The sequence below is a fragment of the Ruegeria sp. D4 genome, assembly GCF_056534475.1.
Window position 1 is genome coordinate 115,029 of the sequence record NZ_JBQFPJ010000012.1, and the last position, 12,730, is coordinate 127,758.

A 12,730-nucleotide genomic window follows, 5' to 3' on the forward strand; every position below is an offset into this window, starting at 1 on the left:
GGCTGAAAGAAAAGCCAGCTCACTCCTCGACTGGTTCGATCAGTTCTGCGCCGCTGGCCCGGTTCGAGTTCACCGCAGGATCAACCCGATGATAGGTCAACACATCTTCCGCACCGGGACGCATCAGCCGGGCCGCCCCTTTACCCGCTTCACCCAGCCAAAGCGCCCAGTCGTCGGGTTCAAGGATCAATGGCATCCGATGATGGATCTTGCCCAGATTTCCGTTGGCCGCAGTGGTGACGATGGCGCAGGTGCTTTGGCGTTCACCTTCAGGACCCCAGTCCTGCCAGACACCGCCGAAGGCAATCGGTTCGTTGTTGCGGCGCGAGATATACCAAGGCAACCTCTGTCCTTGGTCGGATTTGGTCCATTCATAAAAACCTGTCGCCAAAATCAGGCAACGCCGCTCGCGGCAGGCCGCGCGGAACGCGGGTTTCTGGGCCAGTGTTTCAGCGCGCGCATTGATCAGCAACGGGCCATCATTTTGCGCCTTGTACCAATGCGGCAGAAACCCCCAACGCATCGGATCAAGCTGGCGGCCTCCTTCACCGGTCCGCACGACATGCAACTGATTGGTCGGGCACACATTGAAATTGGGAACGCCCGGAAGGCTGTTCGCCGGGCGCGCAGAAAACAGCTGCGCCATTGCGTCGTTGGGAAGAGTTATTGCAAACCGTCCGCACATAGGTAATGAACCACTGACATTTTTTTCTCCAGGCTCAGGTTCACACGAGGTCACATGGCAAATCAAACAGCTAAATCCCTAAAGGGCAAAGCGCTTGGTGATCTCGAGGCAGGTAAGTTGCCGCAGGCACTTAAAAAAGCGCAGTTGGGGATCAAGAAGTTTCCAAAGGATACGGACTTTCAAGCCATTGCGGGTTTTGTTTTCACCGAATTGAAACAGTACAAGAAGTCCATTCCCCATTTCGTCGAAGCCGCGCGTCGCAAACCCGATGACCCTCAGTTTGCTGAAAACCTTGCAAACGCTCTGATGCAGACGGGCCAGATCCCGCGCGCGCTGGCTTATGCCGAGAAAATGCTGGAGCAGTTTCCCAATAACGCAGAGCTTGTTCGCGTTGTGGATGAGATCCAACTCAAAGGATCCAACTGGCGCGAGATTGTTGAGCATGCGACCGAAAAACTCAAAAAATCTCCGGACGATGTCACGCTGTTGACGACCCGAGCCCGCGCTTACGACAGAATTGGGTTCAGCGACAATTGCAGGCAGGACGCCTATCGCGCTTATGAACTGGCGCCAGACGACAACGCAGTCGCATTCCAAAAAGCATCGATTCTTCATCAGGAAGGCAAGAAAAAGGATGCCGCCGAGATTCTCGACCGGATCATCACCAATGATCCCGCTCATGTGGCGTCACTATTGCAGTTGTCCAACATGGCCGACGAGGACCGCGCGCGCGACCTGGAACCGCTTGTAGCTGCTGCCATCGACAACAGCGATCATCCTATCTCGCAGCTTGAGTTCGCCAAGGCGCAAATCACATCCGTTCTGCATGGGCTGACTGCCGCAATGCCCGGGTTTGCGCGGGCCAACGAATTGCAACACGAGTTGAATCCGTACAAATTCGGCGACGAAAGCCAGAAACTTCGACGCATTGTGCAGTTGTTCCCCGAAATTGACACTCCGATCTCCTCCGAGGTGGTCGATGGGCCGACCCCGATTTTTGTCATCGGCCAACCTCGCTCCGGGACGACGCTCATGGAAATGATGCTGAGTTCGATTCCGGATGTCGCAGGGTGTGGGGAACTGACTGTAGGGCCGGACTTGTCCTACGACTTTATCCATGAAGGCAAAGCCTATGACGCGAAAGACGCGGAGGAGTTTGCCCGAGATTTCCGCCGCCTGATGCCACCGGTCCCGGAGACATCAATCGCGTTTGTCGACAAGTTGCCTCATAACTACCAGCAGGTAGGCTTCTTACTTTCCGCATTCCCGAATGCGAAAGTTATCAACATGATGCGCGATCCGCGCGATGTCGGTTTGTCGAAATGGATCAGGCGCTTCCCGGCACCGGGTATGAGATATGCGTCCAATCTGGAAGCAATCGGGCATTCCGCGAATATGTACCGCAAGTACATCGCCCATTGGGAAACCATTTTCGGCGACCGGATTCTGACCGTGCCGTATGAAAAGCTCGTCGCTGACCCCGAAACCTATAGCCGGCAGGTTGCGGACTTCCTTGGCCTCGAATGGCACGAGACGATGATGCACCCGGAAAAGAACAAAAAGCAGGTGCGCACAGCCAGCATCGATCAGGTTCGAAAGAAGATTTCGACCAAATCAATCGGCGGCTGGAATCAGGTCGCAGACCACATCCAGCCGATGCTGAACGGCTTCGATCCCGAGCTTTGGCCGGAATACGACCTTAGCTGACACAAAACACACCGAACAGAAAAGGCCGCATCAGGGATGCGGCCTTTGTCATTGGTGCCGGGATGCTTACTTCTGCTTGATGCGTCCGTCCAGATAAGGCTTATAAGGCGCGTTCGCGGCCAGATATTCAGCGGTGACATCCGCCAGATCCGGCCCGAAGTCATATGCTTTCTTGTCGTCGCCTTCGAACATGGAATAGCCGTCACCGCCGTTACGGACATAGTTGTTGGTCACGACCAGATATGTCGCCGCCGGGTCAATCGGCACGAATCCATCGCCCTCGGCCACCATCACCTCGGTTACGCGTCCCTCGTTCGGGGCAACCGACGGATCCCATGTGAAGGCCAGACCGGCCACTTGTGGGAAGCGGCCTTTGACTTCTTCAACCTGGCTCACGCCGTTTTCCAGGGCGTCGATGACCCCCTGACCGCTGATCTGGAAGGTCGACAATGTGTTCTGGAACGGCAGCACCGTCAGAACCTCGCCCATGGTCACTTCGCCCGGATCGATCGAGGCCCGCAAACCACCGGAATTGGCGATGGCGATCTGAACGCCCTGATCCGCCACACGGGCCAGCATTGCATCGGCAACCAGATTGCCCATCTGGCATTCCTGCACGCGGCAGATCGCGCGGTCGCCTTCAATCGCATCAGCAGCATTGGCCACAACCTTGTTGCGGATTTCATCCAGAGGAACCGCCAATTCGGCGATCCGGTCCAGCGCGGACTGATCCTCGGTCACGGTGTTGTCCATGATCAGCGGTTCACCAACGGCCTCGATCACATTTCCGTCGTCGTCGAATGTCACATTCAACTCGCCCAGGAATTTACCATAGGCGTAGGCCTGAACGATCTGAACGTCATTCACGACGGTCGGGTAAGGCCCGACGGCCCTGTCGGACACGTTCGACAGGTACGTGTTGGAATGCCCCCCTACGATCACGTCAACGCCGGTGGTTTCCTGCGCCACGCGCTGGTCCACACCATAGCCCGAGTGACTTAGAACAACGATCTTGTTGACGCCTTCGCCGGTCAGCTTGTCCACTTCTCCCTGCACGGCCGGAACCGGGTCGGAAAATGTAACGTTTGGCCCGGGTGAGGCCAGTTCGTCCGTATCCTGAGGCGTCAGGCCGATCAGGCCGATCTTTTCACCGCCAACCTCGATAACCGTCGACTTCGCGATCTTGTCGGTCAGCAGTTCTTCGTCAGCAATGTTCGCGTTGGACATCAGAACCGGAAAATCGACGGAGTCGACGAAACCGCGCAGCACTTCAGGGCCGTCGTCAAATTCGTGGTTGCCCACGGTCATCGCGTCATAACCCAGCCGGTTCATGAACTCGGCCGCGACTTTGCCCTTGTAGTAGGTATAAAACAACGAACCCTGAAACTGATCTCCGCCATCCACCAGAATCGAATTCTCAGCGCGGCCGCGGGCTTCTTCCACTGCGGTCACAAGGCGCGCAGAACCGCCGAAACACTTGCCTTCGGCATTGTCTTCGGCGTCGCAGCCGCTGTCATATTTGTTGATCGGCTCAAACCGGGAATGGAAGTCATTGGTGTGCAGAATGGTCAGTTTGTAGTCGGCGGCCGCAACACCTGCGGTCAGGCCCACAATGGCAGTAGATGCCAGAAAACGGATCAACATTAATGAAACTCCCTGTCGTTGATTGCAGGGATCGTGCGCCGACTGAAACAAAGAGTCAAAGGGGGAAATCCGCCTTGATTCCCCACGCCGTGCAAGGCATCACCACCTCATGCTGATTTACAAGATTTTCAGGTCCGATGAATGGACCACGCTGCAGGATCAGGGCGCGTCAGACGGCGCGCCGATTGACGTTACCGACGGATTTGTCCATTTCTCGACGGCCCAACAGGCCGCCGAAACCGCCGCCAAGCATTTTGCCGGACTTGATGGCCTTGTCCTCTTGGCCTGCGACGCCGACGCCATGGGCGATGATCTGAGATGGGAAGTTTCGCGCGGGGGTGCCTTGTTTCCCCACCTTTACCGGCAGATCCGGATGACCGATGTGATCTGGACCCGCGCCCTGCCCTTTGACGGAACGCTACACCAGTTCCCCAAGGAGATGGTATGACCGGCTTCATCGATCCTGATCGTGAGCAGTTCGAAGCGTTCAAGGCACTGGATCGCGATCAGCCGATCGAGATGCTCAACCTGGTCAGGTTTCGCGCGCAGGCTGAATACCCTTCCGGACACGCGCTGGCATATGCCGGCCTGACCGGCGCTGAGGCCTACCAGAACTACGGATCGGAAACCGCGCCCATTGTTGCCCGCATCGGAGCGTCCATTTTGTGGCGCGGTGGATTTGAAACCACTTTGATAGGCCCCGCCGACGAAATCTGGGATGCTGTGTTCATCGCCCGATATCCCAGCGCGCACGCCTTCCTTGAGATGGTAACCGACCCCGTTTATCGCACCGCCGTGGTGCATCGTCAGGCGGCTGTTTCGACCTCGCGGCTGATCCGTTGTTCGCCAGCACAGGTCGGAGGGACCTTCGGATGAAACTGATCGAAAAGCTTGGGCTGTCAGCCCTGCACCGGCTGGACCCCGAAACTGCCCATAGGATGTCGATCCGGGCTTTGAAAGCCGGATTGGTCCCGGCTGCCGGCCCTGTCACCTCACAACGCCTGCGCACGCAAGTCGCCGGTCTGACGCTGGCCAATCCGGTCGGCCTGGCCGCTGGATTCGACAAGAATGGCGAGGTTCTGGGCCCTTTATCGCGGGCCGGGTTCGGATTTATTGAAGTCGGTGCGGTGACACCGCGTCCACAACCGGGCAACCCGAAACCGCGCCTGTTTCGCCTGACCGAAGACAAGGCGGCCATCAACCGTTTCGGCTTCAACAACGAAGGAATGGACGTCATGGCTCGCCGTCTCGCGAGCCGTCCCCGCGATGCGGTCATCGGATTGAACCTTGGCGCCAACAAGGACAGCGACGACCGCCCCGGTGATTTTGCCAAAGTACTGGCCCATTGTGCCGCCCATCTGGATTTTGCCACGGTCAACGTGTCGTCCCCCAACACCGAGAAACTGCGAGACTTGCAGGGTAAGGCCGCGCTTGGCGCTTTGCTGGCGGGTGTTGTCAAAACGCGAGACGCGCTGCCGGCACCGATTCCCGTATTCCTGAAAATTGCTCCGGACCTGACGGCACCAGAGATACAAGATATCGCCGATATCGCGCTGGAAACCGGAATTGACGCGGTCATTGCCACGAATACCACCCTGTCTCGCGACGGGCTGAGAAGCGCACACAAGGATGAGGCTGGTGGCCTGTCTGGCGCGCCTTTGTTCGAAAAATCGACCCGCGTTCTTGCGCAGCTCAGCCAACTGACCGAAGGACGCATTCCCTTGATCGGCGTGGGTGGCATCAGCAGCGCGGAACAGGCCTATGCAAAGATTTGCGCCGGTGCCTCGGCCGTCCAGTTCTATACGGCCATGGTTTACGGCGGCATGTCGCTGGCATCGGAAATCGCCCGGGGTCTGGACGAACTTCTGGCCCGGGACGGGTTTGAAAATGTCGCACAGGCGGTTGGCAGCAAACGAGAGGATTGGCTGTGATGGAATACTGGCACAACCCGCGGTGTTCGAAATCGCGTTCGGGGCTTGCACTGCTTGAAGAAAACGGCGCAGAACCCCGTGTCCGAAAGTATCTGGAGGACGCACCGTCAGAAGACGAATTGCGGGCCGTGCAGGCGAAACTGGGCATTGCTGCAATCGACATGATGCGCACAGGTGAAAAGCGCTTCAGGGAACTGGGGCTGAACAAAGCGACGCCGGACGATACCTTGATCCGTGCCATGGCCGAAAACCCGATCCTGATCGAACGCCCCATTGCCATTCGCGGTGACAAGGCCGCAATCGGGCGTCCGCCCGAAAACCTGCTGACCCTGCTTTAAGCGACTTGCGCCTCTAGCTTCGGATAGCGCCATCCCAGCGTGACGCCACGCGCGATGTTCAGAACCATCAACGCGGCCCACAGCCCGTGATTGCCAAATGCAGGCACCAGAATGAACAGGGACAGGACGTAGATCCCTACCGAGTGGATCATCGCCTGGCGCATGTCCCGGGTCCAGGTCGCGCCGATGTAGATACCGTCGAACATCCAGCTGGCCACGCCGATCACCGGGGCAATCGCAGCCCAGATCAAAAACTCGCGCGCGGCCTCACGTACCTCGGGCGAGGTGGACATCACATCAATCAGCGCGGGTCCTGCCAGATAGAAAACCAGACCCAGCGCGAAAGCGCCGCCTACGCCCCATTGTGACGCCATCACGGACGCACGCCGAACCTGAAAGCGGTCCTTTGCCCCGATCGCCCCGCCAACCAGCGCCTCGGCCGAAAAGGCGAAACCGTCCAGCGCAAAGGCTGTGATTTCCAGAAACTGCAGCAGAACCTGATTGGCAGCCAGATTGACGTCGCCTAGGTCCGACCCGACAAAAAGAAAAGTGGTGAACGATCCGGTCAAAAGGACGGACCGCACCATGATGTCGCCGTTCACCTGCATCATCCGCCGCAGCCGTGCGCCGTCGAAAATGCGCGGCCAGTCTCTCCACTGATTGCCGGCAAATGCCTGACGGCAGAGCCATAGCCCCAGTGCCAACCCGGTCCATTCGGCGATCAGTGTCGCCAGCGCGACGCCCTCGACGCCCCAGCCCAGCCCAAGCACGAACCACAGATCCAGCAGGATATTCAGGCCATTCATCCAGATCTGCAGCACAAACACGCCCCGCGTCCGCTCGATCGCGATCAACCAGCCTGTAACGGCATAAAGCGCAATTGTCGCCGGCGCCCCCCAGATCCGGATTTCCAGGTATTGCCGGGTCAGGGCTTCGACTTCGGGGCTTGCGGGGGACAGGGCAAATGCCCCCCACAGCACCCAGACCTGCGTCAGAATGAAAAACAGCCCCGCAGCGCCGCCCAACAGCAAACCGCGCATCAGAAGCGCGCCGGTTTCCGCCGTGTCTCCGGCCCCGCGCGCCTGTGCAGCCAATCCCGTGGTGCCCATCCGCAAAAAGCCGAATATCCAGTAGATGGCCGACAGGATGACCGCGCCCATTCCGACAGCGCCGATCGGGGCGGCCAGCCCCATCTGCCCGACAACACCAGTATCAACCGCCCCCAGTATCGGGACAGTGGCATTGGACAGAACGATAGGTGCTGCGATCTTCAGCACCCGTCTGTGCGTGATGGGTGCCGAGGCATCCCGCATCCAAGGCTATCCTTCGTCCGAATCCGATTGCGGCATCAGGAAATGCCCCGAAGCCTGCGCGAACAGGCGCGCATGGTTGTCCTGCCACGCCTCAACTCGGACCGAAGCATAACGCCGCCCGGAACGGCTGATGTAAGCGCGGGCATAGGCGTCGCGCGGCAAGCCCGAACGCAGGTAGTCGACCGTGAAATCGATGGTTTTCGGGTATCGGAGCAAACTGGCATCCCGAATGTCTTCGGCACTCATCTCTCCGCTTTCGATGCGGGGAAACACGGTCTCCCAGCACAGGGTGATCACGCCGGTCACTTCCAAAAACGCGGCAGTGACCCCACCGTGCAGCGCGGGCAGCAGCGGATTGCCAATCAGTTTTTCGTCAAAATTCAGAACACCCGTCAGTTCATCCCCACGCCGGTCGAAGGTGATGTTGAGAAACCGGATATACGGCACCCCATCGACCATGGCGTTCAGTGCGGCGTCCCGGCGGTTCTTGACCACCTGCATCGGCTCCGGTCGATTGCGCGCCATTTACCTGCCCTCCACGGTGAAAGACCCCGATGCGGTTGCGACAGGATGTTCCTGATCGTCATCCGTTGCGGTCGCACGCACGAAGGCCACATTGCGCGTGATGTGATAGCATTTGGCGCGCGTTGTAATGTTCTGCCCCGGCGTAGCCGCCCGCATGTAGTCTATGCGCAGGTCAATTGTCGCCGTGGCACCCGGCGCGGACGGATGGCTCATGACAGCCGCACCGCTACAAGTGTCCAGCAAAGCGAACACCGCCCCACCATGAATGACGCCGGTGCGCGGATCCCCGACAAGTTCCGCGTTGTACGGCATGGTGATCTCGGCTTCTCCGGCACCGACATACGTCAGCTCCATGCCCAATGCCCTGGCATGTGGAATCGCCTCGATGAACTGGCGCGCGAAACCCAATTTTTCTACCATTCGGTATTTTCCTTCTTCCGCGCCCTTTATGATCGTCAGTTCAGCGAAAGGGCAAGCCCGACTGTTGCGCTTGCCGCTACGACTCCATAGGTTGCAGGCAAGGAGATGAGGAATGTCCGACACCCGTTTGTCATTCAAAGAAATGTGCGCCGAGTTCGACGTAACGCCCCGTACCCTGCGCTACTACGAATATATCGAGTTGCTGCAACCTGACCGCGAAGGCCGCTCCAGGTATTACGGCCCCCGTGAGCGCGCGCGCATGACGCTGATCATGCGCGGACGCAAGTTTGGGTTCCCGCTGGAAGAGATCCGGCAGTGGCTGCTGATCTATGAACATCAGGGCAACCAGGCTCAGATGGCAACTTTTGTGGAAATGGCTGACCGGCAAATGGAGGAGTTGCGCCAGCAAAGGCAGCAACTGGACGAAGCCATGGACGCCCTCAAGCAACTGCGCGACCAGACGGCCAATTCTCTGGGCTGACAACCTTTCAAGCGTCATTTCGGTCGAAACTGAAGCTCCCGTGGTCCCGCTGCGGGATTTTTCTTGTGGAGAACGTCGATACACGCAGCGTGGAATCGCGAGATTTCCCCTTACCCAGGGGAAAGAAGATTACCGAAACGCGGATTTACGCGAACGGATGTTACGTCAACTTTTTTGTGACGTAGCGTTCGCATTACGTAAACGTCATCTGCATGTTGTAAGAGGCCCATCAACTGCGCAAATCTTTTTCACGACGCCAGTGATGAGAGTTTGAACCATGACCGAAGACCTGATGACCATCCGCGAAATGTGCGAGACCTATGATGTCACACCACGTACCTTGCGGTTTTACGAGGCCAAGGAACTTTTGTTTCCTATCCGTGAAGGCCAGAAACGTCTGTTCACCAAACGCGATCGTGCCCGTCTGAAACTGATCCTGCGTGGCAAGCGCTTTGGCTTCAGCCTGGAAGAAATCCGGCAGCTTCTGGACCTGTATCACGTCGGTGATCAGCAACTGACACAGATGTCCCGCACCTATGAGATCGCGTGCGAACGTCTGGCAGACATGGAAGCACGCCGCGAAGAACTGACACAGGCCATCGACGATCTGAAAGAGCAGTTGCGCTGGGGCGAAAAGGTCATCGTCTCGATGAAACAGGAAAAGAAGGCGGCCGAATAATCTCGCCCGCCCCCGGACATCTGAATTAAGGGAGCTTCACATGCCCGTCTACAACGCGCCAATCAAAGACGCACAGTTCATTTTGCACGATGTACTGAAAGTCTCGACCTCGGACATTCCGGGATATTCCGATCTGGAGGCCGAGTTCACCGGCGCCGTGCTGGAGGAAGCGGGCAAGATCGCCACAAATGTTCTGCACCCGCTGAACGTGGTTGGCGATACCGAAGGATGTCGGCTGGAAAACGGTATCGTCTATACGCCATCCGGGTTCAAAGATGCCTTCGAGCAGATGAAGGAAGGCGGTTGGACGGGCCTCGACATGCCGGAAGAATATGGCGGTCAGAACATGCCCTATGTTCTCGGAACTGCCGTGGGCGAGATGTTCTCGGGCTCCAACCAGGCATTCACCATGTATCAGGGCCTGACGCACGGCGCGGCGTCTGCGATCTTGGCGCACGGAACCGACGAGCAGAAGAACATGTACCTGCCCAACATGGTCAGCTGTGAATGGACTGGCACCATGAACCTGACGGAACCGCATTGCGGCACCGATCTGGGTCTGATGCGCACCAAAGCAGAACCGCAGGGCGACGGCAGCTATAAAATCTCGGGTCAGAAGATCTTTATCTCGGCCGGCGATCACGACATGGCCGACAACATCATCCACCTGGTGCTGGCAAAAATCCCCGGCGGCCCCGAAGGGATCAAGGGCGTGTCGCTTTTCGTCGTGCCCAAGTTCATCGTCAACGAAGACGGCAGCCTGGGCGAACGCAACGGCGTTTCGGTCGGCAAGATCGAAGAGAAGATGGGCATCCACGGCAACTCAACCTGCGTCATGAACTATGACGAGGCGACCGGCTGGCTGCTGGGAGAAGAACACAAAGGCATGCGCGCCATGTTCACCATGATGAACGAAGCGCGTCTGGGTGTGGGCATGCAAGGCCTGTCTCAGGCCGAAGCTGCGTATCAGAACGCTGTCGAATATGCCAAAGACCGCCTGCAGGGCCGCGACGTAACAGGTGTGAAGAACCCGGACGGTCTCGCCGATCCGCTGATCGTTCACCCCGACATCCGCCGTAACCTGATGGATCAGAAAAGCTTCACCGAGGGTGCACGTGCGTTCATCCTCTGGGGCGCGACCATGATCGACAAGGCGCACCGCTCGGGTGATAAGGACGCGGACGGGCTGATCTCGCTGCTGACACCGGTCATCAAAGGCTTCCTGACGGATGAAGGCTATGACATGACCGTTCAGGCCCAACAGGTCTATGGTGGCCACGGCTACATCGAGGAATGGGGCATGTCGCAATACACACGCGACGCCCGGATCGCGATGATCTACGAAGGTGCGAATGGCGTTCAGGCGCTGGACCTTGTGGGCCGTAAGCTGGCACAGGATGGCGGCAAGCATGTCATGGCCTTCTTTGAAATGGTCAAATCTTTCTGCAAGGAAAACGGTGGCAAGGACGAAGCTTATGACAAAGCCTTCATCGAACCGCTGAAAGCTGCGTCGAAAGACCTGCAAGCCGCTGGCATGTACTTCATGCAGGAGGGCATGAAGAATCCGAACAACGCGCTGTCCGGGTCATATGACTTCATGCACATGTTCGGCCATGTCTGCCTGGGCCTGATGTGGGCGAAAATGGCAAAGGTTGCACGGGAAGCCCTAGACAGTGGCGCATCGGACAAGAACTTCTACGAGACAAAGATCAACACCGGTCGCTTCTATATGGCGCGCCGTCTGCGTGCCACATCCATGCATCTGGCCCGGATACAAACCGGCGCGGATACTGTAATGGCGCTGGACGCGGCAAATTTCTGAACTCAGTCTGGTTCCGGGTACTTTCGCCCGGAACCAGGTCCCCGGAGGACAAGACATGCCGAAACGCTTTCGCTTAACCCGCCGCTTTCCGGTTGCAATGACCGAAGACGGGTATCGCCGTCTCAAGGGTTTCGCCCGCGAAGCGGGGCTGGACGAGGGTGAAGCGCTGTCTTTTCTGTTCGAGAATTTCAACAGTGTCATTGACGAGGAGAACCTGACTCACCGGCTGCGCATATTCAATTCCGAACTGGAAGCGCGAAAGCGGTGAGGCAATACGCCAATTCTTCGCCTGCGATCGCATCGAGGCCGGACGCCTCCGGCGGGAGTATTTTTGAAAAGATGAAGGCCTGATGCGCCCCTGCCACCGGGCGCACTCGCCATCAGGACAGGGACGACTTCACCTTTTGCGGTCATCGGCTCTCCAGCCTGTACCGCTCGTTGATTGAAACAGACCAAGGTTGATCAAAGGTAAATGTCGGCTCTTCATCTTTTCCAAAATACTCAATTCCAACCTGACCACATGCGCCTTGGGAGGGGTAATCGCATGACTATCAAACTGCATTGTTTCGGAGAAAGCGGGAACTCTTACAAAGCGGCGCTGGCCTTGGAGATGTCGGGGCTGGAGTGGGAGCCGGTCTTTGTCGATTTCTTCAATGGCGAGACCCGCACGCGTGAATTTCGCGCGGAGGCCAACGAAATGGGCGAAGCGCCCTTTCTGATTGATCGTGATTTCCGCACCAGTCAGTCCGGCGCCATTCAGGCATATGTGACTGAGAAATCAGGGAAGTTCGGCGGCAGGAACCGGGAAGAGAACTACGAGATTTTCCGTTGGGTGTTGTGGGATAATCACAAACTAAGTTCAATGGCTGGCCTCACTCGTTTTCTGATCAATTTCCTGCCGGAAAAGCACCGCAACCCGGATGTGATCGCGTTCAATCAAGGTCGGCTTAAGGCGGCATACGAGATTCTGAACCAGCATCTGGCCGGTCGTGACTGGATCGTCGGGGACGGTGTGACAAATGCAGATCTCAGTTGCTGCGGCTACCTGTATTATCCGGAACCATTCGGTTTCGACCGCGCCGACTGGCCAAATATCGACGCCTGGCTGACACGCCTCAGCGAGCAGCCCGGCTGGAAACACCCCTATGACCTGATGCCCGGCAACCCGTCGGATCGAGCTTGAGG

General features: G+C 57.8%; 15 protein-coding genes. 10 read left to right on the forward strand and 5 right to left on the reverse strand.

The genetic code is table 11. The features are described 5' to 3' along the window. Positions 1 to 19: 19 nt before the first annotated feature. Positions 20 to 685: an SOS response-associated peptidase gene (locus ACR0MI_RS16190; RefSeq protein WP_170609568.1), complete on the reverse strand. Its 666-nt coding sequence runs from the start codon at positions 683 to 685 to the stop codon at positions 20 to 22. Between the two features lie 54 nt (positions 686 to 739). Between ACR0MI_RS16190 and ACR0MI_RS16195 the strand changes: the two genes are divergently transcribed. Then, on the forward strand, positions 740 to 2,392 hold the full coding sequence (locus ACR0MI_RS16195) for a tetratricopeptide repeat-containing sulfotransferase family protein (RefSeq protein ID WP_170609567.1): 1,653 nt from the start codon (positions 740 to 742) through the stop codon (positions 2,390 to 2,392). A 66-nt stretch (positions 2,393 to 2,458) separates the two neighbouring features. Here ACR0MI_RS16195 and ACR0MI_RS16200 read toward each other — a convergent pair whose 3' ends face one another. Beyond that, positions 2,459 to 4,036 (reverse strand): bifunctional metallophosphatase/5'-nucleotidase, encoded by a 1,578-nt coding sequence (locus ACR0MI_RS16200; RefSeq protein ID WP_170609566.1) that lies wholly within the window; start codon positions 4,034 to 4,036, stop codon positions 2,459 to 2,461. Positions 4,037 to 4,145: 109 nt separating this feature from the next. Between ACR0MI_RS16200 and ACR0MI_RS16205 the strand changes: the two genes are divergently transcribed. The 4 genes from ACR0MI_RS16205 to arsC are packed head-to-tail and all read left to right on the forward strand — an operon-like array spanning position 4,146 to position 6,305. Next, positions 4,146 to 4,484 (forward strand): DUF952 domain-containing protein, encoded by a 339-nt coding sequence (locus tag ACR0MI_RS16205; RefSeq protein ID WP_170609565.1) that lies wholly within the window; start codon positions 4,146 to 4,148, stop codon positions 4,482 to 4,484. Beyond that, positions 4,481 to 4,912, forward strand: a complete 432-nt coding sequence (locus ACR0MI_RS16210; protein ID WP_170609564.1) for a DUF1330 domain-containing protein — start codon at positions 4,481 to 4,483, stop codon at positions 4,910 to 4,912. Before ACR0MI_RS16205 ends, ACR0MI_RS16210 begins: the two co-directional genes overlap by 4 nt. Continuing rightward, complete coding sequence (locus ACR0MI_RS16215) at positions 4,909 to 5,967, forward strand: quinone-dependent dihydroorotate dehydrogenase (RefSeq protein ID WP_170609563.1); 1,059 nt, start codon at positions 4,909 to 4,911, stop codon at positions 5,965 to 5,967. Before ACR0MI_RS16210 ends, ACR0MI_RS16215 begins: the two co-directional genes overlap by 4 nt. Further along, the gene (arsC, locus tag ACR0MI_RS16220; protein WP_170609562.1) at positions 5,964 to 6,305 is read left to right on the forward strand and encodes an arsenate reductase (glutaredoxin); all 342 of its coding nucleotides are present in this window, start codon (positions 5,964 to 5,966) and stop codon (positions 6,303 to 6,305) included. Before ACR0MI_RS16215 ends, arsC begins: the two co-directional genes overlap by 4 nt. Here arsC and ACR0MI_RS16225 read toward each other — a convergent pair. The 3 genes from ACR0MI_RS16225 to ACR0MI_RS16235 are packed head-to-tail and all read right to left on the reverse strand — an operon-like array spanning position 6,302 to position 8,563. After that, a complete protein-coding gene (locus ACR0MI_RS16225; protein ID WP_170609561.1) occupies positions 6,302 to 7,618 on the reverse strand; it encodes an MATE family efflux transporter in 1,317 nt (438 codons plus the stop codon). The genes arsC and ACR0MI_RS16225 overlap by 4 nt on opposite strands. Before the next feature lie 6 nt (positions 7,619 to 7,624). Beyond that, positions 7,625 to 8,143, reverse strand: coding sequence for a PaaI family thioesterase (locus ACR0MI_RS16230; RefSeq protein ID WP_170609560.1), 519 nt, complete (start codon positions 8,141 to 8,143; stop codon positions 7,625 to 7,627). Further along, entirely contained in the window at positions 8,144 to 8,563 is a 420-nt protein-coding gene (locus ACR0MI_RS16235) for a PaaI family thioesterase (RefSeq protein ID WP_170816720.1), read from the reverse strand. A 112-nt stretch (positions 8,564 to 8,675) separates the two neighbouring features. Between ACR0MI_RS16235 and ACR0MI_RS16240 the strand changes: the two genes are divergently transcribed. From ACR0MI_RS16240 to ACR0MI_RS16260, 5 genes are all read left to right on the forward strand, one after another. Beyond that, positions 8,676 to 9,044: a MerR family transcriptional regulator gene (locus ACR0MI_RS16240; RefSeq protein ID WP_170619491.1), complete on the forward strand. Its 369-nt coding sequence runs from the start codon at positions 8,676 to 8,678 to the stop codon at positions 9,042 to 9,044. Between the two features lie 277 nt (positions 9,045 to 9,321). Then, complete coding sequence (locus ACR0MI_RS16245; RefSeq protein WP_170609557.1) at positions 9,322 to 9,723, forward strand: MerR family transcriptional regulator; 402 nt, start codon at positions 9,322 to 9,324, stop codon at positions 9,721 to 9,723. Positions 9,724 to 9,763: 40 nt separating this feature from the next. Further along, positions 9,764 to 11,545 carry an acyl-CoA dehydrogenase C-terminal domain-containing protein gene (locus tag ACR0MI_RS16250; protein WP_170609556.1) on the forward strand — a complete coding sequence of 594 codons (1,782 nt, stop codon included), beginning with the start codon at positions 9,764 to 9,766 and terminating at the stop codon, positions 11,543 to 11,545. Positions 11,546 to 11,600: 55 nt separating this feature from the next. Continuing rightward, positions 11,601 to 11,813: a hypothetical protein gene (locus ACR0MI_RS16255; RefSeq protein WP_170609554.1), complete on the forward strand. Its 213-nt coding sequence runs from the start codon at positions 11,601 to 11,603 to the stop codon at positions 11,811 to 11,813. Between the two features lie 276 nt (positions 11,814 to 12,089). Further along, positions 12,090 to 12,728, forward strand: coding sequence for a glutathione S-transferase (locus ACR0MI_RS16260; protein WP_170619492.1), 639 nt, complete (start codon positions 12,090 to 12,092; stop codon positions 12,726 to 12,728). The last annotated feature ends 2 nt before the right edge of the window (positions 12,729 to 12,730 follow it).